Genomic DNA, 13,503 nt, shown 5'->3' on the forward strand with positions numbered 1-13,503 from the left:
ATCATCCAAGATATCGTTCCCGGAGAGTGAGACATTTACACAACATCCAAGAAAAGATAAAGGAAGATTATCACAGGAGGTAGAACTCAGGCCGTCTGTCCTTGAATATGTCGTTGAGCTCATTGAGCCTCTTGTCCCCGGTGAGGTTCAGGTCAATCTCGACGACACCAATCTCTTCCCTATCCTCACTTCCCACCGCCAAAACTTCGGCCTTCGGTGAGGCTATTGTGCTCTTGCCTATGAACTTAAGGCCCCGCTCCTCGCCTATGCGATTAGCGGTTATAGTGTAAACACGGTTCTCCAAGGCCCTGATTGGCATGGCCCTCGGCGCATAAGGCATGACGAGGTTGCTCGGGTGGGCTATTATCTCCGCTCCCTTCAGAGCGAGCGTTCTTGCCGATTCTGGGAAGAACCAGTCAAAGCATATCATAACTCCGACCTTTGCGATGCCGATATTGAAAACGTGGAAGCCGAGGTTTCCGGGCTCGAAGAAGAGCTTCTCGCGGTAGAAGAGGTGAACCTTGCGGTACTTCCCGATATAGCCCCAGCCTATCGGGCCAACTATTACTGCGGAATTGTAGAGCCTTCCTTTCTCATCTTTCTCTGCAGTTCCCGCGACGATGAAGACCTCAAGATCCTTGGCAAGCTCAACAAGAAACTCAGTGGTTTCTCCGTCCGGAATCTGGCCGGCGACGCTCTCCACCTCGTCCCTGCTCTCAAAGTTGTAGCCGGTGTCGAAGAGCTCAGGGAGAACCACCAGCTTCGCCCCTTCCTTGGCGGCCTCTTTTATAAGCCTCTCCGCTTTGGAGTAGTTTTTCTCAGGCTCCAAAAGCTTCGGCTCCATCTGGACATAGGCGACCCTCATACCACCACCGTGGGATTTTATCAGGAAAAGTAGATAAGGTTAGTGGAGAAGTGTTTCAAACTTGAAAACAGCCATATTTAATCTACTCCAGCTTACAAGACCAATCTGGACAGTTGCTATATAGTTGACAACGCATTCAGCCTGAAGACCCACAATAGGCCACAGATAAAATATAAAAGCCCCACACATGCTGGAAAAATTGGAAAGCAAGAACCCATCCTCTATCGGCTTTTCGGGCAGGTTAGAGCGTTGGTGCATCTTTTCGACCGTCCAAAGGGAGTTAACCTTTCCCCACGGAAAAGCTTAAAAAGGAGCCGCTGGAGCTAAGGGTGGAGTTAGAGCTCAGGGGTGATGCTCATGAAGAGGAGACCGAGGAAGTGGAAGAAGAAGGGAAGGATGAGGTGGAAGTGGATCAAGAAGAGGATCAGGCGCCTCAAGAGGCAGCGCAGGAAGGAGCGCGGACTCATCTGACGCCCTTCCATTCATTTTCTATTGCTTCCTTTTTGGTGGTGCTATGAACTCTTTTGAAGCATTTAAAAGGCTCTCACTGGAAATTGAAACTTCACGTGGAAGAACTCTTCTCATGGCAGATCCGCATATAGGATTCGAGCTTTCCCGCGGGCTGAGGATAAGGACGCATTTCGAGGAGAGACTGGCTCAGTTCATAGTCGAAAAGGACCCAGACTTGCTGGTTCTTCTGGGGGACGTTAAGGAGCCAATAGGGATGAGCTCCACCATGAAAAGACTCCTAATGGGCTTCTTTTCTGAGCTGAGGGAAATTCCGACTATTATAACCAAGGGCAACCATGACGGAAGAATAGAGGAAGTTGCCGAAAAGTTTCCGAACGTTGAGGTCAGGGAACACATCCTGGCCGACGATATACTCCTTCTACACGGCCATACAAATCTGCCGAAGGTAGAGTTCAGCGAGGCATATCTCGGCCACATTCATCCCGCATACACTTTCAAATCCGGAGGGGTAGCCAAGAAAACCAAGATTTTCCTCAGGGTTGGAAGGTTCCTTATTCTACCTTCGGTGAACCCGTTCATTGAGGGCTTCGACGTGAGAGAAGGTATAAAGATGGTACCCTTCCTGAAAGACACCAAGAGTGGAAAAGCTTTTCTACCAGAAGGAATCTACGTGGGCGAAGTTCCCTTCAGATAGGCAAGCTTTATTAATGTATATGAAGATAATATTTCATAGGTAGGATGAAAGTACATCAGGTGGTGTGAAATGAGCGACGTCTATGAGAAGCTCGAGGCGCTGCTGCGCTCACTGGGGCTCAAGAGGACGGAGCTGAGGATATACAGACTCCTTCTTGAGAAGAGCGAGCCTATGAGGATAACCGAAATCCAGAGAGAATTGGGCATAAGCGAGCGCTCAGTCAGAGAGCACGTGCTGAGCCTTTATCGCAAAGGTATCCTCAGGAGGAGACTGATAGAGCAGGGCTGGCTCGGCTACGTCTACACCGCCGTGACCCCAAGTGAGGTTCTCGAACACATTAAAGAGAACCTTGTAAAGAGAATAAACGAGCTGGAAAAAGAGCTGAAGAGTCCCTCAGGCCAGAGGAACTAGAGGAGCTCAATGACTCCCGTTTTTTCGAGCACATCGACCAGCTTCTTGAGCTTTTCCCTATTCACCTCTCCGAACTCCTCTTCTAAAGCCTCAAAGGCCTCTTCCTTCGGCAGAAACTCGCCGAGCATCAGGAGTTCGTGGAGGTAGACGAGAATCTTCCTGTCCCTAGTCAGCTCTTTAAACTCCTCGTAGGCTTCCTTATCCGCTTCCTTAATCAACTCACCGGATACTCTTCCCTTCTTGACCCACCTGAGCCATGGCATCCTCTCGAACTCGTGGCCGCTCTCGATCCCGAGGAAGCGCGAATCCCTAGCGAGGCCAGTCATGACAAGCCGCTCTATTCTCTCCGTGTCTCTGTCTCTACCCAGCTCTCCTAGGTACTTCATGGCATAGCCCCTAGCAAAGCGCTGGAGCTCCTCCTTTTCTGCCTTTGCCAGTGCCAGGGCAGTCGCCAGAACAGCCTTACCAATCAGCTCGATGGTTGCCTTGCTCACCTTATCCACCGTATCCTCGCTGGAGTGGTAGAATCGGTCGGGCCAGGTTATAGGCATAACCGAAGGAATCCCGAAGAAGTTGAAGACGTCGTGGTCGCTGCCCATCTCATAGGGGTATGACTTGAGCTTTAGCCTCGGCATCGGACTGCCAGAGAAGCTCTTTCCGGCCCCATTGGAAAGCTCGAGGAAGTACTCCAGAACACCGGAAACTATGGAAAATCTCGAAGCCGGCGTTCTGACAAGCATCACCGTCGAGCCTGCCCTGTCCTCGCTCCCGGCAACCATATCGAGGTTTATGACAGCATAGTACTTGTCAAGCTTGGCGTACTTCTCGATGAAGGCCTGGGTTCCGTAGTACTCGGGTATCCAAAGGAAGGCAAAGCCAAAGCGGAAGGAGTCATTGTATAGGCCGTTCAGAATCCTCGCGAGCTCTATGAGCATTGCGCTTCCGCTGGCGTTGTCGTTGGCTCCAGGCTTTGGGTGACAGATGTGGGCGGTGAAGAGTATGAAAGGAGGCTTACCTATCTCGGCGTAGAGGATCGGGAGAACCTGACGCTCGTTTATCTGGGTCTCGACCTCTATTTTCGCTTTAACTGTTTCTCCCGAATTCAGCTTGTTTATGACCCTATTGGCGAGGCTCTCCGAAATTGCAACGGCAGGGATCCTTGCCCATTCGAGTTCATCCTTAGTGAGAAAGAGGCCGATGTAGGGGATTGCATCCCCGGTTCCCTCACGGTAAGCTATGAAAGCCCTAGCACCAGCCTCGTTGGCCTTTCTGTAAGCCTCACGCCATTCCCTTCCCACGAGAACTATCTTCCCCTTCGCTTTTTCCCAGTCCTCTTCCCGGACTATGTGAACCACTTCGCCCTCTGCCTTTCCGCCTGGGGAGTGAGCCATGACGACGAGTGGGCTTAGAGATGTTGTTAGGGTATTTCCGAGGAGCTCAACCTTTCCATAGACCAAATCCCAGGCTATCGGCGACTTCAATGTTAGATACCAGCTCTTTCCATCGTAAAACTCCTCAAAGAGCTGGGCGTTAACTCCCCAGATCCTCAGCTCCTCTTTAATGAACCTCACTGCCTCGGGGAGTTCCTTCGAGCCCTGTATCCTGTGGAACTGGCTTATCTCGGCAATGTAGTGGAGAACGTTCGTTGAGTCAAAAACCTCAGTCTCCTTCAGAAAGCGTCTCATGTTAATCCCCAACGGGAGAATAAATCTGGGTATATTTAAGGTTGTCCGGAAAAGAACAAAGAATCAGCCCCAAGTAACGTGCCTGTTCACAAGGAAGCGGACTATGAAAGAGACCACAATGCCGACCATGTTCGCCAGCAGGTAGTGCATCCCGAGGAGGACCAGACCAGCGTAAATTATCCACTGAACGACTGCTCCGGTCAGCGCTGCCAGGTGGAAGCTCAGGAGTCGGAGATGAAGCGGTCTCATCTTAAGATCCCTAAACGTCCAGAGGTCGTTCCAGGTAAAGTTATTGAGTATGGCCAGCTCCGTGGCCGGAATGTTGGCCAGTATCTTGTCCCAGCCGAGTTTGGAGACAAAGAACCACAGAAATCCCTGGTTCACGAGAACGCCCAAGAGTCCAACTATCATGAACTTGATCAGCCTGTCAAGCTCGCCCTCCCACTTCATGAGCCTGTAAACGTGCTTGAGGTAATTGAGTATCGTCTTTCCGCCGAGCTTGCTCTCGCCGGCGTGTCTGAGGCCGAAGGTGAATGGAATTTCAGTAACCTTCTTGTAGTTCCCCTTGATGAGTATCTCCATAAGTATCTTGAAGCCGATGGGGTTGAGCTGGGCGTTTTCGACGGCTTCCCTTTTGAGGGCGAAGAAGCCGCTCACGGGATCCTTAACGTCCCTTATCTTCGGCAGGGCGATGCGGCCGATCATTATGGCCCCTTTGGAGATAAGCTTCCTGTACCAGTACCAGTTCTTAACACCTCCTCCCCTAACGTAGCGGGAGGCTATGGCTATGTCCGCGCCGTTCTCGATTGCCTCCAGCAGCCGGGGAATCACCTCCGGAGGGTGCTGCAGGTCGGCATCCATCACGACGAAGACGTCGCCACTCGCCTCCTTGAAGCCGCGGATGACCGCTGAGGAGAGACCCTTCTCCTTCGTCCGGCGGATAGCCTTAACTGGATACTTTTCGGCGAGCCTCTGGGCAAATTCCCAGGTTTTGTCAGGGGAATCGTCGTCAACAACGATGATTTCATAATCGTAATCAGTAAGGGCTGTGCTTATTCTCTCGAAGAGTTCCTCAAGATTGTCTCGCTCATTGTACGTTGGTACTATCACCGAGACCTTCATGTTCTCCACTCCTCCACCATGTACACTAGACTACTCCGTAAACTTTATAAGTCCTGCGAGTCCCCTTATCAGCGGGCATGGGGCCGTGGGGTAGCTTGGCCTATCCTTCCGGCTTCGGGAGCCGGGGACCCGAGTTCAAATCTCGGCGGCCCCACCATTAGAAACTTTTGCCAAGCAATGTTGGAGCTTCGCCCCAACACACGGAGAACTTCGTTCTCCGCTGAAGTTTCATCAAAGTCCGTATGTCGCTTTTGGATTGCTAATTCTCAAGTGGTTTTAATCCAAAGGCTCTTTTCCAGTGTTTCACTCAAGAAAGCGCCCGAAGGGCGCCAAAAGAAAATAGAAACAATTTAAAAAGCCAAGCTTAAAACAAAACCAATTTGTGATTCCCACTTTTAGAAAGACATACGAACTCTTTCCAGTTAAGTTTTGAGTGAGTTTAAAACTTTGATCAACCTTTGCAGTGCAAAGGTTGTTCACCTGCGCGAAGTTTGATCAAGGTTCGCATGTCAATTCTAAAATGGCTGGTTCTTAAATGGGTTTACTCCCTCAATTGCCAGTTTTACAGTGTTTCACTGCAAATATAACGCCCGAAAGGCGTTAAGAGGAAAGTGAAACCATTTGGATTGCTTGTTTTTTGAGTCAAACCCACTTTGAACTTACAATCTTGAAAGACATGCGAACTCAATAGCCTATTTAGCGGGAAGTTTGCTCTTTGATCAACCTTTTCACTAGAAAAGTTTGGCGCTACTTTTCCTCGTTCCAGTCTTCAATGACGTGGGTCTGTCTCATCTTGTCAGCAAAATTCCAGAACTTCGGGACGACCATCAATGCAATGCCTATTGCAAGCACTATCACCGCGATAACTGCGGCCGCAATGCCGCTGCTGCTGAAGGCTCAGAAAGTCATCACAAAGGGCGCGAGCATGATTCCGAGTATAGCGGCGCCAAAAACCAGCACCAAAATTCGGTAGCCGTACCTTTCCATGAAGAGGGCGAAGTCCATTACCCTCACTGGTTACTATTGAAGTAGAGAAAAATATAAATTTTTGCATAAGCCCCACTAGGAGTATGAAATTCCAGGGAAGAGGATAAAATTTATAAATCAATACCTGAACCTATCAACGGGCACAGCCCCGTGGTGTAGCGGCCAAGCATGCGGGACTCTGGATCCCGCGACCGGGGTTCGAATCCCCGCGGGGCTACCATCCAACTGGGCTCCAGACCTCGAACCCCATCCCTTTACTGCTTTCCAAAGTTTCTTCTTCAACCCGCATGTTGTACCACAAAACGTATTTTGTGGTGGGCATTCAGCATTCTGGGATTTGGCCTTTTGGATCCTTATCCGATGAAATACAGCCATTTTTATGTCTGACAGAATCTTTATCAAAATATTGAATATTCTCCAGCGATCCAGGAATTCGCCATTTCAAAAAACAACAAGAAAGACTTTCTTTAGCAATTTCTCGAAGATGAATGGCCCTTTTTACTATAACAGACATAAAAGCAGAGAAAATTCGAAAATAATACTTTTTAGGAACGTTTAAATAACATGAGAGACAATATACATTATAGTGTTCCAAACTAGTTGCCTAATATGGAGGTGGAAAAATCAACAGCATTACCGACCTTAGGGGATGACATCCTAAGAGATGAAGAGTATTTTCTCAGTGATAATAACATTTGCTCTAGCGTCGTTGATTCTCATGGGTTCAAGTGGAACGTTCATGAGTTTTGATGCAAGTAGGTAAGTGAGGGTCAATGTAGTACCCCACGAAGAAGAATACATAGGTTTTCTGTGCGAGGACGATTACGCCGCCATTGTAGAGGTACGATGTTAACAGCGAAACGGACTTTGACGCACTAACCGTCAGGAACTACCTGAACGAAATGAAAGACGTTTGGATATGGCTCCAGACGGGCTATTCAACCTTCCAAGCGAGGTTGACATGTTTGTAGAAACAGAAAGCGGCGTCGAGAGGATGATAGCCCCGGAAGATGAATACACGTTCAGCGGCCACGTAACTGTCGGCGATATTGAACCTGGGATTACGTCATACCAATCACGATGTACGCCCACTGGGAAGGCAGAGACGCAATTATATCGACCTGTTCCATAAAGCTTATCATTACGGGAGGCCCGACGATAGAGAAAGAGCTTCTGAATGGGGACTTAATCGTCCCGAGGACTCCCAAGGACCTGGAGACGACGTTCGAGCTGCTGGACAAGCCGATACTGCACTATATAGATGGTGAGGAAGAGGTCCACGCAATAATAGACGACGGCATCTCCTACGAGTACAGAAAACCTCTGCCCAAAGAGGAGAAGAAGGACAACTGAAGCCCTTTCCTTCTCCCCACTGCTTTTTTCTCGGTTTCACAACCAACAACTTTAAAAGCCCTATCCGAAAGCCTAACCTAGAAGTTCTACAAGGAGTAAGAGGTGGTAAGGATGAACCCGTTCCACGAGCTTGAGCCCGGACCGGAGGTTCCAGAGGTCGTTTACGCTCTTATAGAGATTCCGAAGGGAAGCAGGAACAAGTACGAGCTCGACAAGAAGACCGGCCTTCTCAAGCTTGATAGAGTGCTCTACAGCCCGTTCTTCTACCCGGTTGACTACGGAATCATCCCGCAGACCTGGTACGACGACGGCGACCCCTTCGACATAATGGTCATCATGCGCGAGCCAGTCTACCCGCTCACCATCGTCGAGGCCAGGCCGATAGGCATCATGAAGATGGAGGACAGCGGAGACAAAGACTGGAAGGTTCTCGCCGTTCCCGTCGAGGATCCGTACTTCAACGACTGGAAGGACATCGATGACGTTCCGAAGGCCTTCCTTGACGAGATAGCCCACTTCTTCCAGAGGTACAAGGAGCTCCAGGGCAAAGTCACCACCGTTGAAGGCTGGGGCAACGCCGAGGAGGCCAAGAGGGAAATCCTCAGGGCCATCGAGATGTACAAAGAGAAGTTCGGTAAGAAGGAGTGATTTCTTTCCTCTTATTTCCTTCACCAAGGAGGTAAAGGCATGTACAAGCTCCTGAAGATTAAGGATGTTGTAAGGATTCCCCCCAGGATGTTCACCATGGATCCCAAGGAGGCGGCAAAGATAGTCCTCAGGGAAACTTACGAGGGTATCTACGACAGGGATGAAGGGGTTATTTTAGCCGTCATGGATGTTGAAGAGATAAGCCAGGGTGTCGTCGTTCCCGGCGATGGCGCAACCTACCACGAGGTTGTCTTCGACGTCCTCGTCTGGAAGCCCGAGATGCACGAGGTTGTCGAGGGAGAGGTTATAGACGTCGCTCCCTACGGAGCCTTCATAAGGATCGGTCCGATGGACGGTCTCGTTCACATCTCACAGCTTATGGACGATTACGTAGTCTTCGACGAGAAGAACAAGCAGTTCCTCGGTAAGGAGACCAAGAGAATCCTCAAGCTTGGAGACGAGGTCAAAGCGAGAATTATAGCGATAAGCATTAAGAGCCGCGTTATCAGGGAGAATAAGATAGGCCTCACCATGCGCCAGCCCGGCCTTGGCAAGTCCGACTGGATAGCTAAGGAGAAGCGCAAGGAGGAGGCTGAAGAGGCATGAAGGAGCGCGCCTGCAGGCACTGCCACTACATAACCACGGAAGACCGCTGCCCTGTCTGCGGCAGCAGGGATCTGAGCGACGAGTGGTTCGACCTCGTCATAATCACTGAACCCGAGAAGTCGAAAATAGCCCAGAAACTGGGCGTCAAAGTCCCAGGAAAGTACGCCATAAGGGTTAGATGATGTTCCACTTCAAGCTAACCCCCGAACTCAGGAAGGAGTTAAAGGACCCCCTCGGAAAGCTCATCCGGGGGGAGATACCTAAGCCATACCTCATGATTAGGGAAGAGCTTGAAAGGGCCAGGCACGTTGTCACCGTCGGCGACGTTGTTACAGAAAACGTCCTCAGGCTCGGGATAAAGCCGAGCCTGGCCATCTACGATCATAAAACTAAAAGACAGGAATACAGTCCGGACATTGAGAGCGATGCGGTCATAATGACCGTGCAGAATCCGCCCGGAACAATAACGAAAGCTTTATTAAACGCAATCAAAAAGGGATTTGGACTGGCCGAGAGGGGCAGAAAGGTTTACATAAAGGTGTGCGGGGAGGAAGACCTCGCGGCGATTCCGGCCGTGCTCTACGCCCCCGAGGGCTCGGTGGTGCTCTACGGCCAGCCCGACGAGGGGGTAGTGCTTATAAAGGTAACACCCGAATGCAAGCTCAAGTGCGGGAGGCTCATGTCTAAGATGGAGGTGGTTCGCGATGGAGATTAAGGTTACCGAGATTAAGGAGAACAAGCTCCTCGGAAGAAAGGAGATATACTTCGACGTCATTCACGAGGGTGAGCCAACCCCGAGCAGGAAGGACGTCAAGGGCAAGCTCGTCGCCATGCTCGACCTCGACCCCGAGACTACCGTCCTCCAGTACATAAAGTCCTACTTCGGTAGCAGGGTCAGCAAGGGCTACGCTAAGGCTTATGAGAGCAAGGAGAGGATGCTCTACATAGAGCCCGAGTACATCCTTGTTAGGGACGGAATAATAACCAAGGAGGAGGAGTGAAGATGGGACAGAAGTGGAAGCTCTATGAGGTTCAGGGCGGTAAGGTCAAGAGGAAGAACAAGTTCTGCCCGCGCTGTGGTCCGGGTGTCTTCATGGCCGAGCACAAGGACCGCTGGAGCTGCGGAAGGTGCGGCTACACCGAATGGAAGAGGAAGTGATTTCTTTTTCTCTCCAATCCCTTGAACGTTTCCTGAGAACAACTAAGGCTTCTGTTGCAGTTAAGAAAACCTTGCTCAGACTATCAAAACAGAGAAATAAAAAAGAGAAATCAGCCGATGGCCGCCTGAACTGCCAAGTCAGCCCTTACTATTCCATAACCGTAGTAGATGTCCCAACCAGCTTCACCGAGATCATCAGCAGTGCTATGCAGGATTCCTCTGACAGTGCTGGTACTCATGTCATCAAAGGTTCCAACTGGGAGAACCTTGCCGTACTTGTTGTAGTAGGCAGCCTGGATGAGAGCGACGACACCGCTGACGTGCGGAGTGGCCATGCTGGTTCCGCTGAGGCTCTCGTAGGTGTCGTCCGGATAGGTGCTGAGGATGTCAACACCCGGAGCGCTGACCTCGGGCTGGAGGTTGCTGAAGTAAGCTATGGCGTCGGTTGAGTCGGTGGCACCAACGGCGATGACCTCCGGGTAGATAGCCGGGTAGCTCGGCTGGTCAGCGGCCTCGTTGCCGCTGGCAGCAACTATGACAACGCCGTAGTTGTAGGCCTGGATTATCATGTCGTGGAGGTACTGGTCATCGCTCGGACCGCCGAGAGACATGCTTATGACCTCGGCAGCGTCGTCATCCGGGTCGCCAACGACTATTCCATCTCCGTCAGCGTCGAGGACTCCGTCCGGACCGAGAACGGCCTGCTCTATACCAATGGCTATGTCAGTGTAGGTTCCGCTTCCCCTGTCGTCAAGGACCTTGATGGCGTAGATCTCAACGTTCGGAGCAACTCCGACGACACCAATGTCGTTGTTAAGGGCCGCTATGGTTCCTATAACGTGGGTTCCGTGTCCGTTTCCGTCGTACCAGTCAGCAGGATCCGTGCTGACAACACCACCAATAGTGCTAATTCCCCAGACAATGTTGGCGGCAATGTCCGGGTGGTCCCAGTCGGCTCCAGTGTCGAGGACTGCAACTTCAATGACGCCGTTGCTGGAGCCGTCGGTTATGCTCCAGACGGTTGGAGCCTGAACACGCTCAATTCCCCACGGAACCGTCTGAGCAGGCTGGGTCGGTTGGCTGATGAGCCACGGCGGACCGCCCCTGTAAACCTGAGCCACGTGGTCGTACTCGACCTTGGTAACGCCGTCGAGCTTAGCCAGCTTGCCGACGGCATTAGCTGGGATATCAATGACAACGGCATCGATCAGCTTGAACTCGTAGACGATTTTACCCCCGATTCCCTTGACGGCATCGGCCTTGAAGTGGCCCCTGTCTATGTGTGCGACAACCCTGATAGTCTCTGGCTTCTCAGCGACAGCGGGGACGGCAAAGATTGCTGCCAGAAGCAACAGGGCCATTAAACTACCTATAGTCACTTTCCTGTTCATTCAACAACACCCCAGTACGATTTTATGCACCTATACATGAAGGCACACATACTTAAGTCTTTCGTAGGTTACATATGACAAATCGTCATCAAATGCAAGAAAGTTCTGTCATGTGGCATTTCTACAGGACAATACGTTGACAAGTATACAAAACATAAGAATATTTTCAAAATGTTCGAAAGATATTCGAAAAATATCCCAAAAAGCCAAAAAGACACAGGGTTAAACACAAAAAGGTTCTGAAGATATCTACTTTCATGATGATATATTACAAGGGACTAAAGCTCAAACTTCATCCGCAAGTCTACGAGCCAGCGGAGGATACGTTTCTCTTAGCCGAGAACTTGGCGGTTAAACATGGCGACGTTGCCCTCGATATGGGCACCGGAACGGGCATAATAGCACTTCTGATGGCGAGAAAGGCAGAGTACGTCCTCGGCGTTGACGTAAATCCCCTCGCCATTAAGCTGGCAAGGGAAAATGCGAGGCTCAACGGCATTGAAAACGTTGAGTTCATCCAGAGCAACCTCTTCGAGGGGGTTGATGGGGAGTTTGACGTCATCACCTTCAACGCGCCGTATCTGCCCGGCGAACCCGAGGAGCCTATAGACCTTGCACTGGTGGGGGGAGAAACCGGAAGGGAAGTCCTCGACAGGTTCATAGATGAAGTTGCCGATTATCTAAAGCCCGGTGGAATCGTTCAAATAGTTCAGAGCTCCATAACAGGAATAAAAGAGACTCTCGAGAGGCTGAAAGAAGTGGGTCTAAAGGGAGAAATAGCCGCTAAGAATCATGTCTTCTTTGAGGACATAGTCCTGATAAACGCCCTGCTTGAGGATTAAGCCAAATGGTGACGTTTAACTTCAAACAGGAACTTAACCTTCGGCTTGTTCTCGACCTCTGGTTCTTCCGTGGGAAAGATCTCGAACTCCTCCTTTTTGAGCATTGGAATCGGTTTTACCCGCTCGAACATGGGCTTAACCTCGAACTTTTCCTTTTAAACTTTTCTCCGATTGACGAATAGTTTTTCGACGATAAAATATGGGACAGCTTTGTTCCCAACACCTTTTTAAAAGGGTGTCTGAAGTGGAGTTAGGTGAGACTAATGGCGATAACGTTCAAGTCCAATCCAAACATGCCGGGCGAGATTGCGAGACTGTTTAAAAAGCAGCATTACGCTCTCGTGGGCAGACACAGCTCAGTCAAGCTCTGCCACTGGCTCAAAGAGAGCATAAAGCACGACAGGTTCTGTTACAAGCAGAAGTTCTACGGAATACACTCCCACCGCTGTCTGCAGATGACGCCGGTTACTGCATGGTGCACCCACAACTGCATCTTCTGCTGGCGTCCCATGGAGGGCTTCCTTGGAACCGAGCTTCCTGGACCCTGGGACGACCCGGCTTTCATAGTCGAGGAGAGCATAAAGGCCCAGCGCAAGCTCCTCGTCGGCTACAAGGGCATGCCTGGAATAAACATGAAGAAGTTCGAGGAGGCCTGGAATCCGAAGCACGCCGCCATAAGTCTCTCCGGTGAGCCGATGCTCTATCCATACATGGGCGATCTAGTTGAGGAGTTCCACAAGCGCGGATTCACCACCTTCATAGTCACAAACGGAACCGCTCCGGAGAGACTCGAAGAGATGATTAAGGAGGACAAGCTTCCGACCCAGCTCTACGTCTCGCTCACCGCTCCAGACATAGAGACCTACAACCGCGTCAATGTCCCAATGATTCCCGACGGCTGGGAGAAAATAACAAGAACCCTCGAGCTCATGAACGGTCTGCCAACGAGGACGGTGATAAGACTCACGCTCGTCAAGGACGAGAACATGCACAATCCAGAGGGCTACGCAAAGCTCATAATGAAGGCCAAACCAATGTTCGTCGAGGCCAAAGCCTACATGTTCGTCGGCTTCTCGAGGAACCGACTCACGATAAACAACATGCCGCGCCATGAAGAAATCAAGGCCTTCGCAGAGGAGCTTGTCAAGCACCTGCCCGGCTACCACATCGAGGACGAGTACGAGCCGAGCCGTGTCGTTCTTATAATGCGCGATGATGTGGACAAAACAGAACGCTTCATAAAGCACTGAGCTTTCTCTCCCCTTTTTA

General features: G+C 50.7%; 16 protein-coding genes and 2 tRNA genes. 13 read left to right on the forward strand and 5 right to left on the reverse strand.

Going from position 1 to position 13,503, the window contains the following annotated elements; translation table 11 throughout:
• Positions 1 to 70 precede the first annotated feature (70 nt).
• A complete protein-coding gene (locus E3E33_RS00170) occupies positions 71 to 865 on the reverse strand; it encodes a nitrilase (RefSeq protein WP_167711933.1) in 795 nt (264 codons plus the stop codon).
• A 514-nt stretch (positions 866 to 1,379) separates the two neighbouring features.
• Between E3E33_RS00170 and E3E33_RS00175 the strand changes: the two genes are divergently transcribed.
• Together E3E33_RS00175 and E3E33_RS00180 are read left to right on the forward strand one after the other, a co-directional pair.
• Positions 1,380 to 2,030, forward strand: coding sequence for a metallophosphoesterase (locus tag E3E33_RS00175; RefSeq protein WP_167711932.1), 651 nt, complete (start codon positions 1,380 to 1,382; stop codon positions 2,028 to 2,030).
• A gap of 69 nt (positions 2,031 to 2,099) precedes the next feature.
• Positions 2,100 to 2,441, forward strand: a complete 342-nt coding sequence (locus E3E33_RS00180; protein WP_012572883.1) for a transcriptional regulator — start codon at positions 2,100 to 2,102, stop codon at positions 2,439 to 2,441.
• Here the strand turns inward: E3E33_RS00180 and E3E33_RS00185 are convergent.
• Together E3E33_RS00185 and E3E33_RS00190 are read right to left on the reverse strand one after the other, a co-directional pair.
• Entirely contained in the window at positions 2,438 to 4,126 is a 1,689-nt protein-coding gene (locus E3E33_RS00185; RefSeq protein ID WP_167711931.1) for a DUF4910 domain-containing protein, read from the reverse strand. The two genes, E3E33_RS00180 and E3E33_RS00185, sit on opposite strands and share 4 nt — an antisense overlap.
• A gap of 63 nt (positions 4,127 to 4,189) precedes the next feature.
• Positions 4,190 to 5,248 carry a glycosyltransferase gene (locus tag E3E33_RS00190; RefSeq protein WP_012572881.1) on the reverse strand — a complete coding sequence of 353 codons (1,059 nt, stop codon included), beginning with the start codon at positions 5,246 to 5,248 and terminating at the stop codon, positions 4,190 to 4,192.
• A 79-nt stretch (positions 5,249 to 5,327) separates the two neighbouring features.
• Between E3E33_RS00190 and E3E33_RS00195 the strand changes: the two genes are divergently transcribed.
• The 9 genes from E3E33_RS00195 to E3E33_RS00240 all read left to right on the forward strand — a co-directional run bounded on the left by E3E33_RS00195 (position 5,328) and on the right by E3E33_RS00240 (position 10,001).
• A tRNA-Pro gene (locus E3E33_RS00195) sits at positions 5,328 to 5,405 on the forward strand.
• A 974-nt stretch (positions 5,406 to 6,379) separates the two neighbouring features.
• Positions 6,380 to 6,455 (forward strand) — tRNA-Gln (locus tag E3E33_RS00205).
• Positions 6,456 to 7,315: 860 nt separating this feature from the next.
• On the forward strand, positions 7,316 to 7,588 hold the full coding sequence (locus tag E3E33_RS00210) for a hypothetical protein (RefSeq protein WP_167711928.1): 273 nt from the start codon (positions 7,316 to 7,318) through the stop codon (positions 7,586 to 7,588).
• A 111-nt stretch (positions 7,589 to 7,699) separates the two neighbouring features.
• Positions 7,700 to 8,236: an inorganic diphosphatase gene (locus E3E33_RS00215; RefSeq protein ID WP_167711930.1), complete on the forward strand. Its 537-nt coding sequence runs from the start codon at positions 7,700 to 7,702 to the stop codon at positions 8,234 to 8,236.
• A 39-nt stretch (positions 8,237 to 8,275) separates the two neighbouring features.
• Positions 8,276 to 8,842: a DNA-directed RNA polymerase gene (locus E3E33_RS00220; protein WP_012572876.1), complete on the forward strand. Its 567-nt coding sequence runs from the start codon at positions 8,276 to 8,278 to the stop codon at positions 8,840 to 8,842.
• Complete coding sequence (gene spt4 / locus E3E33_RS00225; protein WP_012572875.1) at positions 8,839 to 9,024, forward strand: transcription elongation factor subunit Spt4; 186 nt, start codon at positions 8,839 to 8,841, stop codon at positions 9,022 to 9,024. The genes E3E33_RS00220 and spt4 overlap by 4 nt, the downstream gene beginning before the upstream one ends.
• Positions 9,024 to 9,557, forward strand: coding sequence for a GTP-dependent dephospho-CoA kinase (locus E3E33_RS00230; RefSeq protein WP_012572874.1), 534 nt, complete (start codon positions 9,024 to 9,026; stop codon positions 9,555 to 9,557). The genes spt4 and E3E33_RS00230 overlap by 1 nt, the downstream gene beginning before the upstream one ends.
• Positions 9,547 to 9,843: a 30S ribosomal protein S24e gene (locus tag E3E33_RS00235; RefSeq protein WP_012572873.1), complete on the forward strand. Its 297-nt coding sequence runs from the start codon at positions 9,547 to 9,549 to the stop codon at positions 9,841 to 9,843. Before E3E33_RS00230 ends, E3E33_RS00235 begins: the two co-directional genes overlap by 11 nt.
• Positions 9,844 to 9,845: 2 nt before the next feature.
• Positions 9,846 to 10,001, forward strand: coding sequence for a 30S ribosomal protein S27ae (locus E3E33_RS00240; RefSeq protein ID WP_012572872.1), 156 nt, complete (start codon positions 9,846 to 9,848; stop codon positions 9,999 to 10,001).
• A 110-nt stretch (positions 10,002 to 10,111) separates the two neighbouring features.
• On the opposite strand, the gene E3E33_RS00245 is transcribed toward E3E33_RS00240, so the two are convergent.
• Positions 10,112 to 11,392, reverse strand: coding sequence for a S8 family peptidase (locus tag E3E33_RS00245; RefSeq protein ID WP_167731659.1), 1,281 nt, complete (start codon positions 11,390 to 11,392; stop codon positions 10,112 to 10,114).
• 257 nt (positions 11,393 to 11,649) lie between these two features.
• On the opposite strand from E3E33_RS00245, the gene E3E33_RS00250 reads away from it, so the two are divergent.
• Positions 11,650 to 12,234, forward strand: a complete 585-nt coding sequence (locus tag E3E33_RS00250; RefSeq protein ID WP_167711629.1) for a HemK2/MTQ2 family protein methyltransferase — start codon at positions 11,650 to 11,652, stop codon at positions 12,232 to 12,234.
• On the opposite strand, the gene E3E33_RS11050 is transcribed toward E3E33_RS00250, so the two are convergent.
• Positions 12,231 to 12,365, reverse strand: a complete 135-nt coding sequence (locus E3E33_RS11050; RefSeq protein ID WP_255452935.1) for a hypothetical protein — start codon at positions 12,363 to 12,365, stop codon at positions 12,231 to 12,233. The genes E3E33_RS00250 and E3E33_RS11050 overlap by 4 nt on opposite strands.
• A gap of 132 nt (positions 12,366 to 12,497) precedes the next feature.
• On the opposite strand from E3E33_RS11050, the gene twy1 reads away from it, so the two are divergent.
• Positions 12,498 to 13,484, forward strand: coding sequence for a 4-demethylwyosine synthase TYW1 (gene twy1 / locus E3E33_RS00255; protein WP_167711658.1), 987 nt, complete (start codon positions 12,498 to 12,500; stop codon positions 13,482 to 13,484).
• The last annotated feature ends 19 nt before the right edge of the window (positions 13,485 to 13,503 follow it).

The organism is Thermococcus sp. GR5 (genome assembly GCF_012027535.1).
Taxonomy (GTDB): Archaea; Methanobacteriota_B; Thermococci; order Thermococcales; family Thermococcaceae; genus Thermococcus; species Thermococcus onnurineus.

Coding starts and splice junctions, on each gene's coding strand:
- E3E33_RS00170 (WP_167711933.1), bottom strand. CDS start 865: ATGAGGGTCGCCTATGTCCAGATGGAGCCGAAGCTTTTGGAGCCTGAG.
- E3E33_RS00210 (WP_167711928.1), top strand. CDS start 7,316: ATGTACGCCCACTGGGAAGGCAGAGACGCAATTATATCGACCTGTTCC.
- E3E33_RS11050 (WP_255452935.1), bottom strand. CDS start 12,365: ATGTTCGAGCGGGTAAAACCGATTCCAATGCTCAAAAAGGAGGAGTTC.
- E3E33_RS00220 (WP_012572876.1), top strand. CDS start 8,276: ATGTACAAGCTCCTGAAGATTAAGGATGTTGTAAGGATTCCCCCCAGG.
- E3E33_RS00240 (WP_012572872.1), top strand. CDS start 9,846: ATGGGACAGAAGTGGAAGCTCTATGAGGTTCAGGGCGGTAAGGTCAAG.
- E3E33_RS00175 (WP_167711932.1), top strand. CDS start 1,380: ATGAACTCTTTTGAAGCATTTAAAAGGCTCTCACTGGAAATTGAAACT.
- E3E33_RS00190 (WP_012572881.1), bottom strand. CDS start 5,248: ATGAAGGTCTCGGTGATAGTACCAACGTACAATGAGCGAGACAATCTT.
- spt4 (WP_012572875.1), top strand. CDS start 8,839: ATGAAGGAGCGCGCCTGCAGGCACTGCCACTACATAACCACGGAAGAC.
- E3E33_RS00250 (WP_167711629.1), top strand. CDS start 11,650: ATGATGATATATTACAAGGGACTAAAGCTCAAACTTCATCCGCAAGTC.
- E3E33_RS00180 (WP_012572883.1), top strand. CDS start 2,100: ATGAGCGACGTCTATGAGAAGCTCGAGGCGCTGCTGCGCTCACTGGGG.
- E3E33_RS00245 (WP_167731659.1), bottom strand. CDS start 11,392: ATGAACAGGAAAGTGACTATAGGTAGTTTAATGGCCCTGTTGCTTCTG.
- E3E33_RS00230 (WP_012572874.1), top strand. CDS start 9,024: ATGTTCCACTTCAAGCTAACCCCCGAACTCAGGAAGGAGTTAAAGGAC.
- twy1 (WP_167711658.1), top strand. CDS start 12,498: ATGGCGATAACGTTCAAGTCCAATCCAAACATGCCGGGCGAGATTGCG.
- E3E33_RS00215 (WP_167711930.1), top strand. CDS start 7,700: ATGAACCCGTTCCACGAGCTTGAGCCCGGACCGGAGGTTCCAGAGGTC.
- E3E33_RS00185 (WP_167711931.1), bottom strand. CDS start 4,126: ATGAGACGCTTTCTGAAGGAGACTGAGGTTTTTGACTCAACGAACGTT.
- E3E33_RS00235 (WP_012572873.1), top strand. CDS start 9,547: ATGGAGATTAAGGTTACCGAGATTAAGGAGAACAAGCTCCTCGGAAGA.